Raw genomic sequence first — 21,148 nt, forward strand, 5'->3', positions numbered from 1 at the left:
TCAAATTACTGATTTTGGCCTGACTTTTGGTTTCCATTTCACCAATACCTGTATATACTCACAGCGACTGTATAAACAACCAGGGGGCGGGATGAAAGCATTAACCAGCAGGCAGCAACAGGTCTACGACTTGATTCGCGACCACATTAATCAAACGGGCATGCCGCCTACGCGTGCAGAAATTGCTGCGCAACTGGGCTTCCGCTCACCTAACGCGGCAGAAGAGCATCTGAAAGCTCTGTCGCGTAAAGGCGTGATTGAAATCGTCTCTGGTGCGTCCCGCGGTATCCGTTTGTTAATGGAAGAAGAACCTTCAGATGGCCTGCCACTCATTGGGCGCGTTGCGGCGGGTGAGCCGTTGCTGGCCCAGGAACATATCGAAACCCACTACAAAGTGGATCCAGACATGTTCAAGCCCTCTGCCGATTTCCTGCTGCGCGTTAGCGGCATGTCAATGAAAGACATTGGCATCATGGATGGTGATTTGCTGGCCGTGCATAAAACGCAGGAAGTACGTAATGGTCAGGTGGTGGTAGCGCGCATTGACGACGAAGTCACCGTGAAGCGCTGGAAAAAGCAGGGATCAGTGGTGCATCTGTTACCTGAAAATACGGATTTTGAGCCTATCATTGTCGATACACGTGCGCAGTCGCTGACGGTTGAAGGTCTGGCGGTTGGCATCGTACGTAACGGTGAGTGGTTATAAATCCTCTTAAGGTTGGCTCTTTACGTCAACCTTGACGTTACCCAGTCTGCCCCTGTTTTGCCGCTGTGGGTTCATCTGTAACACCAGCGGCGCATTGCACGGACGTTACATGCGCTTCCTGACAGCTACCGATAAAAAACTGTGGCGGCTGGCGCTGCCCATGATCCTGTCAAATATCACCGTTCCTCTGCTCGGCTTAGTCGATACAGCCGTTATTGGCCATCTCGACAGCCCGGTTTATCTGGGCGGCGTTGCGGTCGGGACGACCGTTACCAGTTTCATCTTCATGCTGCTGCTTTTTCTGCGGATGAGTACGACAGGCCTGACGGCTCAGGCGTTTGGCGCGGGCGATAAAACGGCGCTGGCGCGCGCATTGGCACAGCCCCTGATCATTGCCTTACTGGCCGGCAGCCTGTTTATTGCCCTGCGTCATCCCGTGACGGCATTAGCAACCCGCTTTATCGGCGGAGAGGCCGCCGTGCTTGAGCAGGCTGCGCTGTTTATCCATATTCGCTGGCTCAGTGCGCCCGCCATGCTGGCTAACCTGGTGATTCTGGGCTGGCTGCTGGGCGTACAGTATGCCAGAGCGCCGGTCATCCTGCTGGTGGTGGGCAACGTTATCAATATTCTGCTGGACCTCTGGCTGGTGCTGGGGCTGCACTGGGGCGTCGCCGGGGCTGCAGCCGCGACGGCTATCGCGGAGTATGCGACGTTGCTGGTCGGGGCACTTATGGTCTGGCGCGTGCTGGCGCTGCGCGGCATCACGCTGCACAGTCTGGTCCATAGCTGGCGTGGCGATATCCACCGCCTGCTTCGCCTGAATCGCGATATCCTGCTGCGTACCTTACTGTTACAGCTTTGCTTTGCCTCTCTGACCGTGCTGGGAACGCGTATCGGACCTGATGTGGTGGCGGTAAATGCCATCCTGCTGATGTTCATGACGTTTACCGCCTATGCGCTGGATGGCTTTGCTTACGCCGTCGAAGCCTTTGCTGGTGAGGCACACGGCGCAAAAGACGGCAGCCGGTTGCAACTGGTATGGATTGCTGCCTGCCGTCAGGCCCTGTCAGTCGCGCTGTTTTTCTCCCTGGTCTATGCTGTTTGTGGCTATCAGATCGTGGCTCTCCTGACATCGATTCCCGCACTTCAACAGGCGGCTGACCGCTTTCTGCCGTGGCAGGTTGTCATGCCGCTGGTTGGCGTCTGGTGCTATCTGCTGGATGGCATGTTTATTGGTGCGACCCGCGGAAGAGAAATGCGCAACAGTATGGCGATTGCCGCACTGGGCTATTTCCTGACGCTGTTAACCGTGCCTTTTATCGGTAATCACGGTCTATGGCTGGCGATAGCCGTTTTTCTGGCGCTTCGCGGCCTGTCACTTTGGCTGGTCTGGCGCAGGCACTGGCGCAATGGCACCTGGTTTAGCGCCTGAGCAACTTGCCTGAAATATGACGCAGGATACATAAAATTTTCATTTTTTCCGGCAAAACTGAAATTAGCTACTACAATTATCTTTGAATGGCGCTATTAAACAGCGCTTTATATCGTAATTTTGCCTGATGGCAAAATAAAACGAAATCGAAGGATGACGTGGAGGTCTGCAATGAATAAAGACGAAGCGAGTGGTAACTGGAAACAGTTCAAAGGAAAAATGAAAGAGAAATGGGGCAAGCTGACCGATGATGACATGCAAGTCATTGAAGGTAAACGCGATCAGCTGGTCGGCAAAATTCAGGAACGTTACGGCTACGCGAAAGATCAGGCGGAGAAAGAAGTAACGGACTGGGAAGGTCACAACAAGGATTACCGCTGGTAATCACGTTATTCAGGGATGCTCCTACCCGGGCCGGTACGCTCATGCCGGCCAGACCGCACAAGGATGTGCAATTAACTTCGTTTACTGCGTTTCTTCCCGTCAGCCTGATGGTCATGATCACAATGTTCATGCTGTTCACAGGCTTCAACTTCCGCACAGTTTTCACATAACCCGTGCGCCTCTATCACGCTATGCCGTAGGACAAAGCTTGCCTCTTGCGCCAGCGATGCGATGATTTTTTCTGCGCCCTGCGCCTGCTTTTCCGTGACCACTGCACAGCGATCGCAGACCAGCATCACCGATGTATGGGCGGGTGCGTCGAAATGGTGACACATCACATAGCTGTTATTGGACTCGACGCGGTGGATAAAACCCTGCTCAAGAAGAAAATCCAGCGCACGGTAGACGGTAGGAGGCTTGGCCTGAGGCTCACTGACACGCAACTGATCAAGCAGGTCATAAGCACTGATCGATCCTGGCTGTCCGGCCATCAACCGCAGGACCTCTGCGCGCTGGGTCGTCAGGCGTACACCGCGCTGTAAACACAGTTTCTCAGCCTGGGTCATGATTTGCTCTGGCGTCATGGTTGACATGGAATTTCTCCGTTTGACAGGTGATGTTATCTTATCACATTAATGATACGTACGATGCACCTTGCCTGTCTGCACCTCCTCCCTTTATCCGTGCTTATCTGTTCCTTACGACTTTGCGCCCGTCTGCGATGCCAATATATGTCAGAATGTTTGTAAATATTTTTTCCTTTTGCTTTACATCTCACTGAGTTAAGAACTAATGTTTAAAAGTTCTTAATAAAGTGCTGGTCCCGGCCTCCTTCTGTTAACGCTTTTTGGACGGTAACCAGACATAACGGATCGAAAAATAATCAATCAATGGAATTGCGCCACTATTTACTCTGAATTCACAGCAATAAAGCGTTAGCCATCCTCCACAATGGGGCTAACAAACTATTCGGTCGTTAATGTTTTAACGGCAATTTTTCAGGTGATGATAAGCAAATGGCAAAATTAACCGTCCCACGTTCCGTTCTGGTTTTCCCTGCAGTGTTTAATGCTCTGGTTTTTTCATCATCCGCGCTGGCCGCGGGAACCTGGTACGATGCCCGTAACGATGCAATGGGGGGAACGGGCGTGGCGTCCTCTACCTACGGGTCTGCCGTTTTAGCTAACCCGGCGTTAATGACCAAAGCGAAGCCCGATGACAACGTCAGCATCATTTTTCCCAGTGCGGGCGCGCAAATTACTGATAAAGACAAGATGGTCGATAAGATCGATAACATTACTGACACGGTAAATCGCTATCAGGATCTGTTTGATAATGCCTCGACGTTAGAGCTGCTGCGCCGTATTCCTGAGATACAGGCTGCGTCAGGGGATCTGGCCAATACGCTCAGAGATTTACGCGGTAACAAAGCCAACGCGACAGCAGGTGTCGCGATTGCAGTCACCGTTCCGAATGAAACGCTGCCTTTTGCCTTTGTCACCAAAGCCTATGGTACGGCGCATGTCCGCGCGAATGTAAAAGAAGGCGATATCGTTATTTTACAAGGCGTGGCTGACGGAACGTTTGCCGGTATTCCTGGCGGTGTATTTGGTCTGCCTAATGTACAAAACTTGCTGGGCTCAAGCGCGAACGGGCTGGCTGCGCTAAATACCGATTATGGTATCGCCGTTGCCCATGAGTTCACGATTGCCGGCCATCCGGTGTCGATTGGTGTGACGCCTAAGCTGCAAAAGACCTGGCTGTATAACTATTCCGCCAGCGTTTATAACTACGATAAAAACGATTTACGGGATGGTCGCTACCGCAGCACCGAAAGCGGGTTCAACGTTGACGCCGGCCTGGCGACGGTATTCGCAGAAAACTGGACATTAGGCGTGACCGGACAGAACCTGGTATCACGTGACCTGCAAACCAAAGAGGTGAATGGCTATCAGGATACCTATGAAATCCGTCCATTAGTGACGGCGGGTTTAGCCTGGGATAAAGGGCCAGTAACGCTGACAGGCGATGTTGACCTGACCGAAACGCACCGTTTCAAATCTCAGGAAAACAGCCAGTATGCAGGCGTGGGCGCGGAATATCGCGTACTGGACTGGTTACAGTTACGCGCCGGTTATCGCGCAGATATGCGTTCCAACGACGAAAATGTGGCGACCGCAGGCTTTGGGCTGTCACCGTTCAACAATTCTGTGCATCTGGATCTGGCAGGCTCGGTGGGGCAAAACAATACCTGGGGTGCCATGGCGCAACTCGGATTTAACTTCTGATTCCGTGCCATTAACGGGCGGGCGATACCTTGTCGCCCGCCCTTATGCTATCCTTGCGCAGAATATCATCACTGTTAACCACCGGATCGACTGCGCTTCATGACCGACACTTTTTCCTCCCAACGCTTCTCTGTTGCCCCCATGCTCGACTGGACGGATCGTCACTGTCGCTATTTCCATCGTCTGCTGACCGGCGATACGCTTCTGTATACCGAAATGGTCACCACGGGAGCCATTATTCACGGTAAAGGCGATTATCTGGCCTTTAGTGAAGAGGAGCACCCGGTCGCGTTACAACTGGGCGGCAGCGATCCGGCTGCACTGGCGCAGTGTGCGGCGCTGGCTGAACAGCGCGGTTACGATGAAGTTAACCTCAATGTGGGTTGCCCGTCAGATCGTGTTCAGAATGGCCGCTTTGGTGCCTGCCTGATGGCGGAAGCCGGGCTGGTCGCTGACGGCATCAAAGCGATGCGTGATGTGGTGGATATTCCGGTCACGGTCAAAACCCGTATCGGTATCGATGAACAGGACAGCTATGCCTTCCTGACCGATTTTATCGGCACTGTGGCAGAGCGCGGTGGCTGCGACACCTTTATCATTCATGCGCGCAAGGCATGGCTTTCGGGTCTGAGTCCGAAAGAAAACCGCGAGATTCCACCGCTTGATTACCCCCGGGTTTATCAGTTAAAGCGTGATTTTCCACAACTGACGATTGCCATTAACGGCGGCGTGAAAACGCTGGAAGAGGCTAAAACGCATCTTCAGCACCTGGATGGTGTCATGATGGGCCGCGAGGCCTATCAAAACCCCGGCATCCTGGCGCATGTCGATCGGGAAGTGTTTGGCCGGGAACAGCCTGCCGCTGATCCGGTGGCGGTGGTGCGCGCCATGTACCCTTATATTGAAGCCGAGCTGGCAAAAGGCACGTACCTTGGCCATGTGACGCGCCATATGCTGGGGCTGTTCCAGGGAATCCCTGGCGCGCGCCAGTGGCGTCGTCACCTTAGCGAGAATGCCCATAAGCCCGGTGCCGATGTGCGGGTACTGGAGGCTGCATTAGCGCTGGTCGCCGATAAGATCCCTCAGGAAGCCTGATACAGTTAAACCAGCCAGCCGGCTGGTTTTTTTTCACCATAATCAGGTGAATCTCGCCACGTTGATTTTGCATACTTCATACTTAACTCATCACTATCAACAGGTTACTTGTTGGCATGGTTCTTGTAATACGTAACGTATTCATCGTGAGGAGTGAACAAATGGACATTATTTTTGTATTCGGTTTCTTCCTGATGCTGTTGCTGACTGGCGTGTCCTTAATCGGCGTCATTGCTGCCCTGGTCGTGGCCACGATCGTGATGTTTGTCGGCGGTATGGTGATGCTGATTGTGAAGGTGCTGCCCTGGCTACTGCTGGCCGTGGCCGCAGTATGGCTCTATCGGCGCTTTTTCACTGACGAAGACACTCGCCAGCGCGTCCTGTACAGGCGCAGGATCCGCAGGCTGGAGCGGAATGGCAGGGGATAAATGTGTGCGTGATCACACAGTGCAAAATTGGTGCTCAGAATATTAACAACAATCATACTTTTTACTTATGTTTTCTGTCAGGATAGCTGTCGTTGATTCATAACATATTCATCGCTTCTGCCCCTACATCAGTGCGAATGAAAAATAAAAGAAAGGCTTCCTGCGGGAAGCCCTTTTTACATCAGGGAATCAGCAGGCTCGATCCCTGCGTCGCGCGGCTCTCCAGCAACTGGTGAGCGCGGCTGGCCTCTTTCAGTGCAAATTTTTGCTGCTCGGGCACATCGACCTTAATGGCGCCACTTGCCAGTAAAGAGAACAATTCTGCACTGGCCGTTTCCAGCTCCTGACGATTGGTGATGTAGCCGAACAGGGAAGGACGGGTAACAAACAGCGAGCCTTTCTTATTTAAAATGCTGAGATCAACATTGGTCACCGGCCCTGAAGCATTCCCGAAGCTCACCATCAGTCCCTGACGACGCAGGCAGTCCAGCGAGGCTTCCCAGGTCGCTTTCCCCACAGAGTCGTACACCACGCCAACCTTCTTGCCGCCGGTCAGCTCACTGACCCGTTGTGCAATGTCCTCTTGCTGATAATTAATGGTGGCCCAGGCTCCCGCGTTTTTGGCCAGTGTCGCCTTTTCGGCGGAGCCGACGGTGCCGATCAGATGGGCGCCGAGCGCTTTTGCCCACTGGCAGGCAATCAACCCCACGCCACCCGCCGCGGCATGAAACAGAAAAATTTCGTCGGCTTTGAGCTTATAGGTCTGTCGTAACAGGTACTGCGTCGTCAGGCCTTTCAAAAAACTGGCGGCAGCCTGCTCGAAACTGATGGCGTCGGGTAACAGCATCAGACGGTCTTCCGCCACGTTATGCAGCTCGCTGTAAGCCCCGAGTGCGGCCTGGCAGTACACGACGCGATCGCCGGGTTTGAAACGCGTGACCGCCGATCCCACGCGGGTGACCACACCCGCCGCCTCGGTGCCCAGACCAGAGGGAAAATGACCTGTCGGATACAGCCCGCTGCGCACGTAAGTATCAATATAGTTAATGCCAATCGCGCGGTTTTCGACCTGGATTTCATCATCGGCGGGATCGGCAGGCTCAAAATCAATCCAGGTCAGGACATCCGGGCCGCCGTGTGCGTTGAACTGAATACGCTTTGCCATGCTTACTCCTGTGATTGTTTCATCATGAAGGTGAGGCACGCCCCTTAACTGAGGTATACTTGCGCGTCCCCACAGAAGATCGGTAATGCATTCACTATGGCAGGAAATAAACCCACCAACAAATCGAACGAAACGCAGGATCGCCAGTTAGAAGGCGTGAAAATGCCCCCGCATTCGCTGGAAGCGGAGCAGTCGGTGCTGGGTGGGTTAATGCTGGATAACGAGCGCTGGGACAACGTGTCCGAACGCGTCGTGGCAAATGATTTTTTCAATCGCTCGCACCGTCTTATTTTCTCAGAGATGCAGCGCCTGCTGGAAAACAGCAAACCTATCGACCTGATTACGCTGTCAGAATCGCTGGAAACGCGCGGCGAACTGGAGATGGCCGGCGGATTTGCTTACCTGGCTGAGCTGGCGAAAAACACGCCCAGTGCGGCGAACATCGGCGCTTACGCGGATATTGTGCGTGAACGTGCGGTCGTGCGCGAAATGATCGCCGTGGCGAATCAGATAGCCGATGCCGGTTATGATCCCCAGGGGCGCAGCAGTGAAGACCTGCTGGATTTTGCCGAGTCGAACGTATTTAAAATCGCTGAGGCGCGGGCTAACAAAGACGAGGGCCCCAAAAACATCGAACAAATTCTGGAAGCGACGGTTTCACGGATTGAGTCGCTGTTTCAGACGCCGCACGATGGCGTCACGGGCATCGATACCGGTTATCAGGATCTGAATAAGAAAACGGCCGGGCTGCAACGCTCAGACTTAATTATCGTGGCCGCACGTCCCTCAATGGGTAAAACCACGTTCGCCATGAACCTGTGTGAAAACGCGGCGATGCTGCAGGACAAACCGGTACTGATTTTCAGTCTGGAGATGCCCAGCGAACAGATCATGATGCGTATGCTGGCCTCCTTGTCGCGGGTTGACCAAACCCGTATTCGTACCGGTCAACTTGACGATGAAGACTGGGCGCGCATTTCCGGCACGATGGGCATTTTGCTGGAAAAGAAGAATATGTATATCGATGATTCTTCTGGCCTGACGCCGACCGAGGTCCGTTCCCGCGCGCGTCGCATCTATCGTGAAAACGGTGGCCTCAGTCTGATCATGATCGACTACCTGCAGTTGATGCGCGTGCCCGCATTGTCAGATAACCGTACGCTGGAAATCGCCGAGATTTCCCGTTCATTAAAAGCGCTGGCAAAAGAGCTTAACGTGCCCGTGGTGGCGTTATCTCAGCTGAACCGCTCCCTGGAGCAACGTGCCGATAAACGTCCCGTAAACTCGGATCTGCGTGAATCGGGTTCGATCGAGCAGGATGCTGACCTGATCATGTTTATTTATCGTGACGAGGTTTATCACGAAAACAGCGACCTGAAAGGGATCGCAGAGATCATTCTGGGTAAGCAGCGTAACGGCCCGATCGGTACCGTACGCCTGACATTTAACGGTCAGTGGTCACGCTTTGATAACTATGCAGGCCCGCAGTACGACGACGAATAATCCGTCACTGGCCTGCCATGCACGATCTGTGCATGGCAGGCAGGACCGTGCAAAATAGTGTTGGACAACGTCGCAGTGAATCGGGTTATCTGTAGCAAAGCGACACTGACACGCGACGGAAACAGCATGACGCACGTAGACGATTACGATCTAAAAATCCTTACTCTGCTCCAATCTAATGGCCGTTTGACCAATCAGGAACTCAGCGATTTGGTCGGTCTTTCTGCTTCACAATGTTCACGTCGGCGTATCAATCTTGAACAGGCCAACCTGATTCTTGGCTATCACGCACGGCTGTCGCCGGACGCGGTGGGGCTGGGCATTGTCGGACTCATTGAAGTGCGGCTCATTAACCATACCGCTGACTATGTCGACAGCTTCCATCGCATGGTGGAACAGGAAGACGCAATTATTGATGCCTATAAAACCACCGGTGATGCCGACTACCTGCTGAAAGTCGCCGTGGCCGATTTGGCTTCACTGAGCGCGGTAATCAGCCAGCTGTTAGCCGGTCACCAGAGCGTTTCCCATGTCAAAACATCGGTGGTACTGGGCAGACTCAAAGAGAACGGATTAATGATGGGCGAGCAGCAGGCTGTGCGCCAAAAAAAGGCATAATGCGCGCAGGTGGTGCATGATGTGGCGGAATGATGCGTTTTTTATGCGTATTTGAGTCGTGCAATGCACAATCGACCTCCCCGGCGGGGCAGTAAAATCCGGTAAGACGCTTATGCCTGAGCGCCTGCACAGGCTGGCGCAGTTATTGCATTGGTGCTGCATCATTCGCACTGAGACTGCTTTATGGACAACATTGTACAACCCGCCGATATTCCTCACTCTCGCCTTGAAGATGCGCTGGCTATCCTGCTCGGCACCTTAATGGTCTCGTTTGGTGTGCTCATGCTGAAGCAGGCAGGCGCATTGACCGGCAGCACGGCTGGGCTGGCATTCCTCATCAGCTATCTTTCGCCCCTGTCATTTGGCAGCGTTTTCTTTGTAATCAACCTGCCGTTCTACTGGCTGGCTGTGAAGCGAATGGGCTGGGAATTTACGCTAAAAACCTTTTGTGCCGTGGGGCTGGTGTCGCTTTTTACCCATCTTCATCCCCTGTTTATGCATTTTTCCACACTGAATCCTTTTTATGCGGCATTGTTCGGTAACGTCATCATGGGGATTGGGTTTATAGTGTTGTTTCGCCATAAAGCCAGCCTGGGCGGGATCAATATCCTGGCGCTCTGGCTGCAAGACCATTTCGGCATTCGCGCCGGTAAACTGCAAATGGCGGTCGATACCTGCGTGGTGCTGGCCTCGCTGTTTGTCGTCAGCCTGCCGATGTTGCTTGCGTCCATTGCGGGCGCGGTGGTACTGAATATGATCATCGCAATGAACCATCGTCCCGGGCGGTACAGGGTTTAATCGCCCTTTTTTATTTCAAGAACAATCATGGAGATCTGCACCGTGTTCCAGAACGTTGATGCCTATGCTGGCGACCCGATTTTGTCGCTAATGGAAGCCTTTAAACAGGATCCGCGCGAGCATAAAGTGAACCTGAGTATTGGGCTTTATTATAACGAGCAAGGCATCATCCCTCAGCTGCAGGCGGTGGCTGATGCTGAAGAGCAGTTACGTGCCGAACCGCAGCAGGCTTCGCTCTATCTGCCTATGGAAGGATTAAATACCTACCGCAACGCGATAGCGCCACTGCTGTTCGGAGCCGATCATCCCGTATTAAAAGCGGGCCAGATCGCCTCGATTCAGACCCTGGGCGGCTCAGGTGCGTTGAAAGTCGGTGCGGATTTCCTGAAGCGTTATTTCCCGCAGTCCAACGTCTGGGTCAGCGATCCGACCTGGGAAAACCATATCGCCATCTTTAACGGTGCCGGTTTCGAGGTGAAGACCTATCCGTGGTATGACCCGGAAACCAACGGTGTACGTTTTGATGCGTTCCTGAGCACGCTTAAAACCCTGCCAAAGCAAAGCATCGTGCTGCTGCATCCGTGCTGTCATAACCCAACCGGGGCCGACCTGACCAATGCGCAGTGGGACGAAACCGTTGCCGTGCTGAAAGCACAGGAGCTGATCCCGTTCCTGGATATCGCTTATCAGGGCTTTGGTGCTGGCATGGAAGAGGATGCGTACGCGATGCGTGCGGTTGCTGCGGCAGGTCTGCCTGCGCTGGTCAGCAACTCCTTTTCAAAAATTTTCTCGCTGTATGGCGAGCGCGTCGGCGGCCTGTCTGTGGTATGTGACAGCGCTGAAGAGGCCAGCCGCGTATTAGGTCAGCTCAAAGCGACCGTCCGCCGTAACTATTCCAGCCCGCCAAACTTCGGCGCACAGGTTGTGGCCCGCGTGTTAAACGACGCTACGCTGAAAGCTAACTGGCTGGCCGAGGTCGAAGCCATGCGGTTGCGCATTATCGACATGCGCCAGGCGCTGGTACAGGTGATGAGTACGGCGCTACCCGGTAAGAACGTCGACTACCTGTTGAAGCAGCGCGGGATGTTCAGCTACACCGGCCTGAGTGCGCAGCAGGTGGACCGCCTGCGTGAAGAGTTTGGGATCTACCTCGTCGGCAGCGGCCGTATGTGTGTGGCAGGTCTGAACAGCAAAAACGTGCATCAGGTCGCGGAAGCCTTTGCGGCAGTAATGTAATTCCGCACACAATCTTCCCCGGGCCGCCAACCTTGTTGGCGGCTTTTTTATTTTTACGGATCGGGTTTACCTTTGCGCCACATTCTGCACACTTAACTGTGTCTCACAGATTCAGGAAAAAAGTATGTGGTATCAACAAACGTTGACCTTAAGCGCAAAATCGCGAGGTTTTCACCTCGTCACGGAAGAGATTGTGCAACAGTTGCCCGCACTCCGTGATATCCACACCGGATTACTCCATTTGCTGTTGCAGCATACGTCGGCCTCACTGACGCTGAATGAAAACTGCGATCCGACAGTGCGGAGCGACATGGAACAACACTTTATGCGCCATGTCCCGGAAGCGGCTCCTTATCAACACGATTACGAAGGCCGTGACGACATGCCCGCCCACATTAAGTCGTCCACGCTGGGCGTTTCACTGATGCTACCGGTGCAGCGTGGACAGCTGGTACTGGGCACCTGGCAGGGCATTTGGCTGGGGGAACATCGTATTCATGGCGGAGCCCGACGTATTGTGGCGACCTTACAAGGGGAATGAGTATGAATAATTCGGACTTACTGACGTACTGCATGAGCAAACCCGGCGCAGAGCAGAGCGTTCACAGCGACTGGAAAGCTACGCAGATCAAGAGCAACGGCGTGCTGTTTGCCATGGTGCATGAAGTCAAAGGGCGTCCGGCGGTGTCGCTCAAATCCTCGCCCGCGCTGGCTGAACTGATGCGGGATGAGCACAGCGATGTGTTTCCCAGTGAACATCTGAATAAATCACACTGGAACACGCTGTTTTTAGACGGCACGCTGAAAGATTCGCAAATTTACTATCTGGTGGATGCCTCTTTTCAGCAGGCAGATACCGGGCGGTAACGGCCCTTTCCCGGCGTGGGAAAGGGCACAGGACAGCATTACGCCGCCGCGTTTTTACGCAGCGTATCGATATCAATGACAAAGCGATATTTTACATCGCTCTTCAGCATACGTTCGTAAGCCTCGTTGATCTGATCCATGGCGATCAGCTCAATATCTGACGTGATGCCGTGTTTGCCACAGAAATCCAGCATCTCCTGGGTTTCAGCGATACCGCCAATCAGCGAGCCAGCGATGCTGCGGCGTTTAAAGATCAAATTGAAAACCTGTGGCGCGGGATGATCGTGTTCAGGCGCGCCGACCAGAGTCATATTGCCGTCACGCTTCAGCAAGGTGATAAACGGATTAAGGTCGTGTTGCGCCGCCACTGTGTTAAGAATGAAGTCAAAACTGTTGGCATGTTGCGCCATCTGGTCGGCATCTTTCGAAATGACCACTTCGTCTGCGCCCAGACGTTTTCCGTCTTCGATTTTTGACGGTGAGGTGGTGAATAACACGACATGCGCGCCCATCGCGTGAGCAATTTTTACGCCCATGTGCCCCAGGCCACCCAGCCCCACGATCCCGACTTTTTTACCCGGGCCGACATTCCAGTGACGCAGCGGTGAATAGGTGGTGATACCGGCACACAGCAGCGGTGCCACACCGGCCAGCTCCAGGTTTTCTGGAACGCGCAGCACAAAGCTTTCATCCACTACCATAGAGGTGGAGTATCCACCGTAGGTGATAGCCCCTGTCTGGCGATCCTGACCGTTATACGTGCCGACAAAGCCATTTTCACAGTACTGCTCCAGACCTTCCTGACAACTTGGGCAGCTGCGGCAGGAATCAACCATACAGCCAACGCCGACCAGGTCGCCGACTTTGTACTTCTGCGTCTCGGGGCCGACTGCGGTCACGCGGCCAACAATCTCGTGTCCCGGAACCACAGGAAAAATGGTGTTTTTCCACTCATTGCGCGCCTGATGCAAGTCAGAATGACAAACGCCACAAAACAGCACGTCAAGCTGTACGTCATGAGCACGAAGCTCACGCGGTTTGAAATCAAACGGTGCCAGTTTGGACTTTGCATCCTGAGCAGCATACGCATGGGTAATGTTCATGGTGTCTCCAGTTAAAGTGTGTCGTGATTTTTCGATCAACGCCGCAGCATAACGCGCGCAGCAAGAAGGTGACGCCAGGGGCGTACCAAAGGGGAACGAATTAAGGATAGTCAGGGGAGGGAAAAGCGTATATGCCTATATGTGTCTGAATCTTGCCTGATCCTGCATTTTTCAGGGTAAATTGTGCAATCCCTGTAAGAAGGCCCGCGTGATGCGGGCCTGCAATTTTATTTTTTCAACAAGGGCTTAAGGAAGCGGGCCGTATGTGATTTTTCACATTCGGACACGGTTTCTGGCGTGCCTGCCACCAGAATTTCACCGCCGCCACTGCCGCCTTCCGGCCCCAGGTCGACAATCCAGTCCGCCGTTTTCACGACGTCGAGGTTGTGCTCAATGACCACGATGGTGTTGCCCTGATCGCGCAGTTGATGCAGCACTTCGAGCAGTTGCTGGATATCGGCAAAATGTAACCCGGTGGTGGGCTCATCCAGAATATACAACGTCTGTCCCGTGCCGCGCTTCGACAGCTCACGCGCCAGCTTGACGCGCTGCGCTTCACCACCGGACAGGGTGGTGGCCGACTGACCCAGGCGGATATAGGACAATCCAACGTCCATCAGCGTTTGCAGCTTACGCGCCAGGGCAGGAACGGCATCAAAGAACTCACGCGCTTCCTCAATCGTCATTTCCAGCACTTCGTGAATGCTTTTGCCTTTGTATTTAATCTCCAGCGTTTCACGGTTATAGCGTTTGCCTTTGCACTGATCGCACGGCACATAAATATCCGGCAGGAAGTGCATTTCCACTTTCAGCACGCCGTCGCCCTGACAGGCCTCACAACGTCCGCCACGCACGTTAAAGCTGAAACGGCCTGGGTTATAACCACGTGAACGTGATTCAGGCACGCCGGCAAACAGTTCACGAACCGGCGTAAAAATACCGGTGTAGGTGGCCGGGTTAGAGCGCGGCGTGCGGCCGATGGGGCTCTGGTCGATATCGATGACTTTATCGAAGTGCTCCAGACCGGCGACATCGCGATACGGTGCTGGCTCAGCAATGGTGGCCCCGTTCAGCGCGCGCTGGGCAATCGGGAACAGCGTATCGTTGATCAGCGTCGACTTCCCTGACCCGGAGACGCCGGTGATGCAGGTAAACAGGCCAACAGGCAGCGTTAAGGTGACGTCCTTCAGGTTGTTACCGCGCGCGCCCGTAATTTTCAGGACCTTCGAGGGATCGCCTTTCACGCGCGTTTCAGGCACGGCGATTGCGCGCTTGCCGCTGAGGAACTGGCCGGTCAGCGAAGCCTCTTCCGCCATAATCTGCTCAACCGTACCTTCCGCGACGATAGCGCCGCCGTGCACGCCCGCGCCGGGACCGATATCGATCACGTGGTCGGCGGCGCGAATCGCGTCTTCATCGTGCTCTACCACAATCACGGTATTACCCAGATCGCGCAGGTGAATCAGCGTGCCCAGCAGGCGCTCGTTATCCCGCTGGTGCAGGCCGATTGACGGTTCATCCAGTACGTACATCACGCCGACCAGACCGGCACCAATCTGGCTTGCCAGACGGATGCGCTGGGCTTCACCGCCCGACAATGTTTCTGCAGAACGCGACATCGACAGGTAGTTCAGGCCAACATTGACCAGAAAACTCAGGCGATCGCCGATCTCTTTCAGCACTTTTTCCGCGATTTTAGCCCGCTGACCACTGAGTTTCAGATTTTCAAAAAACGCCATGGCATGACCGATGCTCATGTCTGAAATGGTCGGCAGCGTGGTGTTTTCGACATAGACGTGGCGCGCTTCACGACGCAGACGCGTGCCTTCACAGCTGGCGCAGGCGCGATTGCTGATAAATTTCGCCAGTTCTTCGCGTACCGCTGAGGATTCCGTCTCTTTATAACGGCGCTCCATATTGTTCAGCACGCCTTCGAACGGATGGCGGCGCACGGAGGTGTCGCCACGGTCATTAATATATTTAAATTCAATCGTTTCTTTGCCGGAACCGTACAGAATGACTTTCTGCACGCTGTCCTTGAGGCTGTTAAACGGCGCTTCTATATCGAAGTCGAGATGATCGGCGAGTGAGCGCAGCATCTGGAAGTAATAGAAGTTACGACGGTCCCAGCCACGGATGGCGCCGCCAGCCAGCGACAGCTCTGCATTTTGCACTACGCGATCGGGATCGAAATATTGCTGCACACCCAGACCGTCACAGGTCGGGCAGGCACCGGCGGGGTTGTTAAACGAAAACAGGCGCGGTTCCAGCTCACTCATGCTGTATCCGCAAACCGGACAGGCAAAGTTCGCGGAGAAGAGCAACTCTTCTGCCGCGCTGTCGTCCATATCGGCCACAATCGCGGTACCGCCAGAGAGTTCCAGCGCCGTTTCAAAGGATTCCGCCAGGCGTGTCGCCAGATCATCGCGGACTTTAAAGCGATCGATAACCACTTCAATGGTGTGTTTTTTCTGCAGTTCCAGCTTAGGGGGATCGGAAAGATCGCACACTTCGCCGTCGATCCGGGCGCGGATGTAGCCCTGCGTCGCCAGGTTTTCCAGCGTTTTGGTATGTTCACCTTTGCGATCTTTCACGACCGGTGCCAGCAGCATCAGACGGCGACCTTCGGGCTGTTCAAGCACCTGATCGACCATCTGGCTCACTGTCTGAGCAGCCAGCGGGACATCATGGTCCGGGCAGCGCGGTTCACCCACGCGGGCAAACAGCAGGCGCAGATAATCGTGAATCTCCGTAATCGTGCCTACCGTCGATCGCGGGTTATGCGAGGTCGACTTTTGCTCAATGGAGATGGCCGGCGACAAACCCTCAATATGATCGACGTCAGGCTTCTCCATCAAAGACAGAAACTGGCGCGCATAGGCAGAGAGCGACTCCACATAGCGGCGTTGACCTTCCGCATACAGCGTATCAAACGCCAAAGAGGATTTACCGGACCCGGAAAGGCCAGTAACCACAATGAGTTTGTCGCGAGGGATGGTCAGGTTGATGTTTTTCAAATTATGGGTGCGGGCACCACGAACTTCGATCTTATCCATTCACCTTTCCCGGATTAGCTGCACTCACCGCGCCCTGTGACACGGCCAGAATAAACGCATCATTATGGCACAAAAAATAGACTGAATAAATATCCAGTAGTTTTTTGCTTTTTTCCGGCAGATGATTAAAAATGGAACACCGCTCGAAAGTGGGAAACCAGGCGCGGGACGTGTTAGAATTGATTGTTTAGAGTTGACGTAATCATTCATCGGGAGACAGCAACATGGCCAGTCGTGGCGTTAACAAAGTGATTCTTGTCGGGAATCTGGGTCAGGATCCGGAAGTACGTTACATGCCAAATGGTGGCGCTGTCGCCAACATTACGCTGGCTACCTCTGAGAGCTGGCGCGACAAGCAGACCGGTGAGAACAAAGAGATTACCGAATGGCACCGTGTCGTGCTGTTTGGCAAACTGGCGGAAGTGGCGGGCGAATACCTGCGTAAAGGTTCTCAGGTGTATATTGAAGGCCAGCTGCGCACCCGTAAATGGCAGGATCAGGGCGGTCAGGAACGTTACACCACGGAGGTGGTTGTCAACGTGGGCGGCACTATGCAGATGCTGGGTGGACGTCAGCAGGGCGGTAACGCGCCAGCAGGCGGCGGTCAGGGCAACAACAATGGTTGGGGCCAGCCTCAGCAACCGCAGCAGGGCAATAACAACCAGTTCAGCGGCGGCGCACAGTCTCGTCCGCAGCAGCAGCCCAGCGCTCCGGCCAGCAACAATAACGAACCGCCGATGGATTTTGACGACGACATTCCGTTCTAAGCCGTCTGTCAGTCTCTGTTGCAGAAAGCCCCATTACCGGGGCATTTTTGTTTTGTTGGGGATGTCTGGTTTAACTCTGCACCACTATCCCGCCTTTCACGCACACCCTGGCGTGGTTTATCCAGCGCCGACACTGGAGGCGCGATGACCCGGCGGGCATGACCTGGCCGAAATACATGGCCTGTATCCTGAAAGCCCGGGCAAGATCGGGCACGGGCGACAAAAAACATGTCATCACATCTCTGGACGACGCGTCCGCCGTTAACTTAAATCATGCAGTGCTTTATCCAGCGGCGGCGTCAGAAGCATGTCGCGGAAGGTGACCGCCAGGCCGGCACGCTCCGGCGTGCAACACATAGCACCTATCCTGAGCGGACCGGGTGGAAAATAGCTCAGACGTAATAAAGGCCACGTCTGTCCGTCTGCCGAATACTGCAGTCTCAGGCTGTCACCTTTGCGCGTCAGCCGGAGCCAGAACGCTCGCGGATCGCCAGGAAATATCCCCGTTGCCCAGTCGGAATGGCCGAGCGTCAGCACGCTGCCAATGGCGGGCGCACCATCGTTATATTCAATTCCTGCTTTTAGCCAGTGCTGTGCGTCGCGTATCAGCATCAGTCCGGCCTGATCGTACAGCGTGGTAAAGTCTGCGCAGATTTTGAGCTGAAAAGTCATTTCGCCGTCCACCTCCGTGGCAAAGACATGGCCGGAAAAGCGCTCAAACCCGTACCAGGTCTTGTGCCAGAAATCGGTCTTATCATCGGTGGTGACCTGTAGCGTACCGTTCTGGCACTGCCACGTTGCAGGCTCATTGATCCAGGCAAACGACTCAAACATAGCGCCTCCAAAATCGGCCATGACTGGCCGGGCTGATGCGACTCAGGATGAAGAAAGAGTCAGATGGTCTGACACGGATGAAAGCGTGGTCGCTTAACGCCACCCGGCCAGCACGGTATCGGTATCGATCACGCGTGGTACGTTACCCGGAAGACTTAAGCCCGCCCAGACTTCATTATGCTGGCCAATTAACTGTTCCGCACTGGCACAGGTCCGGTCGGCGGTGGTATGGGCGTCAGCGGCGACGGTGATGCGATAGCCCAGTCCTGCGCCGACCTTGATGGTGGTGTCGACGCAGTAATCAGTGGCACACCCACAAATAACAAACTCATGAATAGCCAGCTCACTCAGCAGTGAGGCCAGGGACGTCCGCCAGAAACTGTCGCAGGCTGTCTTGGTAATAAAGTGCGCATTCCGGGGTTGAGCCATCTCGGGTAACAGCGCAAAGGCCTGGCTGCCTGGCACCATGTCGCCTTCGCTATGCTGAATAAACAGCGTAAGATCAGCCTGTTCGATGAGGCGGTTAATCTGCCTGACCCGGCCAGCCCGATCGAAACGCGGCGTGGTAAATACGCCATTTTGCATATCAACTACCATTACAACACGCTGCATGATGTTTCCTCGTCAGTACACCTGTTACGCAGTGTCATGTATTCAACCGGGGATGACAATCTTTGCATTTCATCCCCTTTTAACGGCATGCTTGCACATTCTGCCAACCGGATAAGGAGCGATAACGTGGAAGGCGTTCCAGCTGTTTTTCCCTGTGAAAAAGATCGTGCGCTGTTTCGGCAGTTGCCTGAACTGCCGGGCGTGGAACTTTACCAGGCGCATATTTCCCGTTATGCCTTTGCTCCGCATACGCACGAAGCCTTTGGCATCGGCACCATCGAGGCCGGGGCACAGCGCTTCCGTTACCGCGGTACGCACTACACTGCCCCTGTCCATTCTCTGGTCATGATGAATCCTGATGAGCTGCACACCGGGGAATCGGCCTGCGAAACGGGCTGGCGTTATCAAATGATCTACATCCAGCCCGACTGTATGGATGAGCTGAGTGGCGACCGTGGCTGGTGGTTCGGGGATGCGCTGCGAACGGACGTGCGACTTGCGCAGCCTGTGTCGCAGTGTCTGGCGGCGCTGTGGCAGGCCGATACGGCCCTGGCGCGTTATAGCCTGCTGTCAGACCTGCTGGTGCGCATCCGTCCACAGGCCCGTATGGCCTCAGCGCGTAAAGTCGATGCCAGACACCGTTTTGATGACGTGCGCGACTACCTGCGCGCCCATCTTGGGGAGCCGGTCAGGCTGGACACGCTGGCGGCATTAGCGTCGTTATCACCGTGGCATTTTTTACGCGCCTTCCGCGATCATTTCCATGTCACGCCCCAGCAAATGTTAATGGCTTACCGGCTTTATGAAGCCAAACAGATGCTTGCCAGGGGTGAGGCCATAGCCAGCGTCGCGGCAGCGGTAGGCTTAACCGATCAGGCGCATCTGACCCGTGCGTTTACCCAACGTTACGGCATTACACCGGGCCGCTATCAAAAGCAGATCGCGCCACACACGTCCTGACCGCAATTTGCTACAAGGCATGCTTACCTGTTTGGTTCACACTGAAGCAAAAAGACAGACAGGAAAAAGCCATGTTGACAGGAATAATGTTTGCCCTTGCCGCAGGCATGATGTGGGGGCTGATTTTTGTTGGACCGGTCATCGTCCCGGATTATCCGGGCGCGTTGCAGTCAGCCGGGCGCTATGTCGCGTTTGGCCTGGTTGCGTTACCGCTTGCCTGGCACGATCGTTTCCAACTGCGCCAACTGAGCGCCGCCCACTGGCGGGAAGCATTAAAGCTGTCGCTGGTTGGCAATCTCTTCTATTACGCGTTTCTCGCCAATGCGATTCAGCGAACTGGGGCTCCGGTCTCCACGATGATCATTGGTACCTTACCGATCGTCATCGCTGTCACTGCAAACCTCTGTTATGGCCATCTTGAAGGACGGCTCTCATGGCGACGGCTTATCCCGGCACTGCTGGTGACGGGCGCAGGCCTGGTTTGCGTTAATGCGGCGGAATGGCAACTCCAGGGGGCAACGCTCAACGGCCAGCGTTATCTGACCGGCATTGCCCTGGCGGTGATGGCGGTGGTGTGCTGGACCTGGTATCCGTTGCGCAATGCGCGCTGGTTACGCAACCATCCTCAGCTTAAGGCTGCGACCTGGGCCACCGCGCAGGGCATTGTGACCTTACCGCTGGCACTTATCATGTATGCGCTGGTCAGCATACAGCTGGCGTGGCAACAGCCTGATTTTGCGCTGCCTTTCGGCCCCCGGCCTTTGGTGTTTATTGCATTAATGCTGACGATTGGCCTGCTGTGCTCATGGGCCGGAACGTTATGCTGGAATGCGGCCAGCCAGCGACTGCCTACCGTATTGATGGGGCCACTCATCGTCTTTGAGATTCTCTTTGGCTTGCTATGGACGTTTATCTGGTATCAACACTGGCCACCTGTTCTGACAATGATCGGTATTGTTTGCCTGATCGTTGGCGTGATTTGGGCGATGCGCATCAAGCCACAACCCCGCGTGACCGCCCTGAACAGGAAATCATCTGAACGTCCCGGATAATGAATAATTACTGGGAGTGATATTCACGCTTTTTCGGATTATACCGAGGTGTAAAACGGCGAAATAAAGCCGCCTCGGTAATCTGCCGGGTTTAAATCTTCCTCAAAACCGCCACTCAGCCATGCCGTATTTATCCACACAGGCGGCTTCCGCCCCATTAACAGCAAGACAATCGCACATATTGTTCAATAAATAGCCAGAAAATGGCTGAGTAAAGCGCGTTTATTCCTCAAAAAGCGGACAG

Annotated in this window: 21 protein-coding genes; 15 read left to right on the forward strand and 6 right to left on the reverse strand. The window is 54.4% G+C overall.

The features are described 5' to 3' along the window. Window positions 1–91 precede the first annotated feature (91 nt). The 3 genes from lexA (at window position 92) to C7434_RS11315 (ending at window position 2,522) form a co-directional block, all read left to right on the forward strand. Window positions 92–706: a transcriptional repressor LexA gene (gene lexA, locus C7434_RS11305; RefSeq protein WP_006121554.1), complete on the forward strand. Its 615-nt coding sequence runs from the start codon at window positions 92–94 to the stop codon at window positions 704–706. 109 nt (window positions 707–815) lie between these two features. Then, a complete protein-coding gene (dinF, locus tag C7434_RS11310; RefSeq protein ID WP_033738955.1) occupies window positions 816–2,138 on the forward strand; it encodes an MATE family efflux transporter DinF in 1,323 nt (440 codons plus the stop codon). 171 nt (window positions 2,139–2,309) lie between these two features. Then, the gene (locus C7434_RS11315) at window positions 2,310–2,522 is read left to right on the forward strand and encodes a CsbD family protein (RefSeq protein ID WP_006121556.1); all 213 of its coding nucleotides are present in this window, start codon (window positions 2,310–2,312) and stop codon (window positions 2,520–2,522) included. 71 nt (window positions 2,523–2,593) lie between these two features. On the opposite strand, the gene zur is transcribed toward C7434_RS11315, so the two are convergent. Continuing rightward, window positions 2,594–3,115, reverse strand: a complete 522-nt coding sequence (gene zur / locus C7434_RS11320; RefSeq protein WP_033738958.1) for a zinc uptake transcriptional repressor Zur — start codon at window positions 3,113–3,115, stop codon at window positions 2,594–2,596. 423 nt (window positions 3,116–3,538) lie between these two features. Between zur and C7434_RS11325 the strand changes: the two genes are divergently transcribed. From C7434_RS11325 to pspG, 3 genes are all read left to right on the forward strand, one after another. After that, entirely contained in the window at window positions 3,539–4,810 is a 1,272-nt protein-coding gene (locus C7434_RS11325) for a conjugal transfer protein TraF (protein WP_033738961.1), read from the forward strand. Between the two features lie 99 nt (window positions 4,811–4,909). Then, window positions 4,910–5,905, forward strand: coding sequence for a tRNA dihydrouridine(20/20a) synthase DusA (dusA, locus tag C7434_RS11330; protein ID WP_033738964.1), 996 nt, complete (start codon window positions 4,910–4,912; stop codon window positions 5,903–5,905). A gap of 161 nt (window positions 5,906–6,066) precedes the next feature. Next, on the forward strand, window positions 6,067–6,333 hold the full coding sequence (gene pspG, locus C7434_RS11335; RefSeq protein ID WP_006121560.1) for an envelope stress response protein PspG: 267 nt from the start codon (window positions 6,067–6,069) through the stop codon (window positions 6,331–6,333). 181 nt (window positions 6,334–6,514) lie between these two features. Here the strand turns inward: pspG and C7434_RS11340 are convergent, their stop codons facing one another. Then, window positions 6,515–7,498, reverse strand: coding sequence for a quinone oxidoreductase (locus C7434_RS11340; RefSeq protein WP_033738966.1), 984 nt, complete (start codon window positions 7,496–7,498; stop codon window positions 6,515–6,517). A gap of 96 nt (window positions 7,499–7,594) precedes the next feature. On the opposite strand from C7434_RS11340, the gene dnaB reads away from it, so the two are divergent. The 6 genes from dnaB (at window position 7,595) to C7434_RS11370 (ending at window position 12,520) form a co-directional block, all read left to right on the forward strand. Beyond that, window positions 7,595–9,001 (forward strand): replicative DNA helicase, encoded by a 1,407-nt coding sequence (gene dnaB, locus C7434_RS11345; protein WP_033738967.1) that lies wholly within the window; start codon window positions 7,595–7,597, stop codon window positions 8,999–9,001. 126 nt (window positions 9,002–9,127) lie between these two features. Next, window positions 9,128–9,619 (forward strand): Lrp/AsnC family transcriptional regulator, encoded by a 492-nt coding sequence (locus C7434_RS11350; protein ID WP_054688430.1) that lies wholly within the window; start codon window positions 9,128–9,130, stop codon window positions 9,617–9,619. 183 nt (window positions 9,620–9,802) lie between these two features. Next, window positions 9,803–10,417 (forward strand): YitT family protein, encoded by a 615-nt coding sequence (locus tag C7434_RS11355; protein WP_133745483.1) that lies wholly within the window; start codon window positions 9,803–9,805, stop codon window positions 10,415–10,417. Between the two features lie 42 nt (window positions 10,418–10,459). Continuing rightward, on the forward strand, window positions 10,460–11,653 hold the full coding sequence (locus tag C7434_RS11360) for an amino acid aminotransferase (protein ID WP_133745551.1): 1,194 nt from the start codon (window positions 10,460–10,462) through the stop codon (window positions 11,651–11,653). Window positions 11,654–11,777: 124 nt separating this feature from the next. After that, complete coding sequence (locus C7434_RS11365; protein WP_033738976.1) at window positions 11,778–12,194, forward strand: secondary thiamine-phosphate synthase enzyme YjbQ; 417 nt, start codon at window positions 11,778–11,780, stop codon at window positions 12,192–12,194. A 2-nt stretch (window positions 12,195–12,196) separates the two neighbouring features. Beyond that, window positions 12,197–12,520, forward strand: coding sequence for an MmcQ/YjbR family DNA-binding protein (locus C7434_RS11370; RefSeq protein ID WP_006121520.1), 324 nt, complete (start codon window positions 12,197–12,199; stop codon window positions 12,518–12,520). Window positions 12,521–12,558: 38 nt separating this feature from the next. On the opposite strand, the gene C7434_RS11375 is transcribed toward C7434_RS11370, so the two are convergent. Both C7434_RS11375 and uvrA read right to left on the reverse strand, forming a co-directional pair. Further along, window positions 12,559–13,623 (reverse strand): NAD(P)-dependent alcohol dehydrogenase, encoded by a 1,065-nt coding sequence (locus tag C7434_RS11375; protein WP_033738979.1) that lies wholly within the window; start codon window positions 13,621–13,623, stop codon window positions 12,559–12,561. A 227-nt stretch (window positions 13,624–13,850) separates the two neighbouring features. After that, window positions 13,851–16,679: an excinuclease ABC subunit UvrA gene (gene uvrA / locus C7434_RS11380; protein WP_033738980.1), complete on the reverse strand. Its 2,829-nt coding sequence runs from the start codon at window positions 16,677–16,679 to the stop codon at window positions 13,851–13,853. A 224-nt stretch (window positions 16,680–16,903) separates the two neighbouring features. Here uvrA and ssb1 point away from each other — a divergent pair, with 224 nt between their 5' ends. Beyond that, window positions 16,904–17,446, forward strand: a complete 543-nt coding sequence (gene ssb1, locus C7434_RS11385) for a single-stranded DNA-binding protein SSB1 (RefSeq protein ID WP_006121517.1) — start codon at window positions 16,904–16,906, stop codon at window positions 17,444–17,446. A 261-nt stretch (window positions 17,447–17,707) separates the two neighbouring features. Here ssb1 and C7434_RS11390 read toward each other — a convergent pair whose 3' ends face one another. After that, the gene (locus C7434_RS11390; RefSeq protein ID WP_033739247.1) at window positions 17,708–18,280 is read right to left on the reverse strand and encodes a DUF1349 domain-containing protein; all 573 of its coding nucleotides are present in this window, start codon (window positions 18,278–18,280) and stop codon (window positions 17,708–17,710) included. A gap of 93 nt (window positions 18,281–18,373) precedes the next feature. Beyond that, entirely contained in the window at window positions 18,374–18,892 is a 519-nt protein-coding gene (locus C7434_RS11395; protein WP_033738983.1) for an isochorismatase family protein, read from the reverse strand. Between the two features lie 126 nt (window positions 18,893–19,018). On the opposite strand from C7434_RS11395, the gene C7434_RS11400 reads away from it, so the two are divergent. Continuing rightward, window positions 19,019–19,852, forward strand: a complete 834-nt coding sequence (locus C7434_RS11400; RefSeq protein ID WP_033738984.1) for an AraC family transcriptional regulator — start codon at window positions 19,019–19,021, stop codon at window positions 19,850–19,852. Window positions 19,853–19,923: 71 nt separating this feature from the next. Further along, window positions 19,924–20,904 carry a DMT family transporter gene (locus C7434_RS11405; RefSeq protein WP_033738986.1) on the forward strand — a complete coding sequence of 327 codons (981 nt, stop codon included), beginning with the start codon at window positions 19,924–19,926 and terminating at the stop codon, window positions 20,902–20,904. The last annotated feature ends 244 nt before the right edge of the window (window positions 20,905–21,148 follow it).

This window comes from Pantoea sp. PNA 14-12 (assembly GCF_004364735.1).
GTDB lineage: Bacteria > Pseudomonadota > Gammaproteobacteria > Enterobacterales > Enterobacteriaceae > Pantoea > Pantoea stewartii.

What these genes read in the sequence shown, in the direction of transcription:
- dinF (WP_033738955.1), top strand. Translation starts at nt 816, where the DNA reads ATGCGCTTCCTGACAGCTACCGATAAAAAACTGTGGCGGCTGGCGCTG.
- dnaB (WP_033738967.1), top strand. Translation starts at nt 7,595, where the DNA reads ATGGCAGGAAATAAACCCACCAACAAATCGAACGAAACGCAGGATCGC.
- C7434_RS11390 (WP_033739247.1), bottom strand. Translation starts at nt 18,280, where the DNA reads ATGTTTGAGTCGTTTGCCTGGATCAATGAGCCTGCAACGTGGCAGTGC.
- C7434_RS11315 (WP_006121556.1), top strand. Translation starts at nt 2,310, where the DNA reads ATGAATAAAGACGAAGCGAGTGGTAACTGGAAACAGTTCAAAGGAAAA.
- C7434_RS11325 (WP_033738961.1), top strand. Translation starts at nt 3,539, where the DNA reads ATGGCAAAATTAACCGTCCCACGTTCCGTTCTGGTTTTCCCTGCAGTG.
- lexA (WP_006121554.1), top strand. Translation starts at nt 92, where the DNA reads ATGAAAGCATTAACCAGCAGGCAGCAACAGGTCTACGACTTGATTCGC.
- C7434_RS11405 (WP_033738986.1), top strand. Translation starts at nt 19,924, where the DNA reads ATGTTGACAGGAATAATGTTTGCCCTTGCCGCAGGCATGATGTGGGGG.
- C7434_RS11340 (WP_033738966.1), bottom strand. Translation starts at nt 7,498, where the DNA reads ATGGCAAAGCGTATTCAGTTCAACGCACACGGCGGCCCGGATGTCCTG.
- pspG (WP_006121560.1), top strand. Translation starts at nt 6,067, where the DNA reads ATGGACATTATTTTTGTATTCGGTTTCTTCCTGATGCTGTTGCTGACT.
- C7434_RS11365 (WP_033738976.1), top strand. Translation starts at nt 11,778, where the DNA reads ATGTGGTATCAACAAACGTTGACCTTAAGCGCAAAATCGCGAGGTTTT.
- C7434_RS11395 (WP_033738983.1), bottom strand. Translation starts at nt 18,892, where the DNA reads ATGCAGCGTGTTGTAATGGTAGTTGATATGCAAAATGGCGTATTTACC.
- C7434_RS11370 (WP_006121520.1), top strand. Translation starts at nt 12,197, where the DNA reads ATGAATAATTCGGACTTACTGACGTACTGCATGAGCAAACCCGGCGCA.
- C7434_RS11355 (WP_133745483.1), top strand. Translation starts at nt 9,803, where the DNA reads ATGGACAACATTGTACAACCCGCCGATATTCCTCACTCTCGCCTTGAA.
- dusA (WP_033738964.1), top strand. Translation starts at nt 4,910, where the DNA reads ATGACCGACACTTTTTCCTCCCAACGCTTCTCTGTTGCCCCCATGCTC.
- ssb1 (WP_006121517.1), top strand. Translation starts at nt 16,904, where the DNA reads ATGGCCAGTCGTGGCGTTAACAAAGTGATTCTTGTCGGGAATCTGGGT.
- zur (WP_033738958.1), bottom strand. Translation starts at nt 3,115, where the DNA reads ATGTCAACCATGACGCCAGAGCAAATCATGACCCAGGCTGAGAAACTG.
- uvrA (WP_033738980.1), bottom strand. Translation starts at nt 16,679, where the DNA reads ATGGATAAGATCGAAGTTCGTGGTGCCCGCACCCATAATTTGAAAAAC.
- C7434_RS11350 (WP_054688430.1), top strand. Translation starts at nt 9,128, where the DNA reads ATGACGCACGTAGACGATTACGATCTAAAAATCCTTACTCTGCTCCAA.
- C7434_RS11375 (WP_033738979.1), bottom strand. Translation starts at nt 13,623, where the DNA reads ATGAACATTACCCATGCGTATGCTGCTCAGGATGCAAAGTCCAAACTG.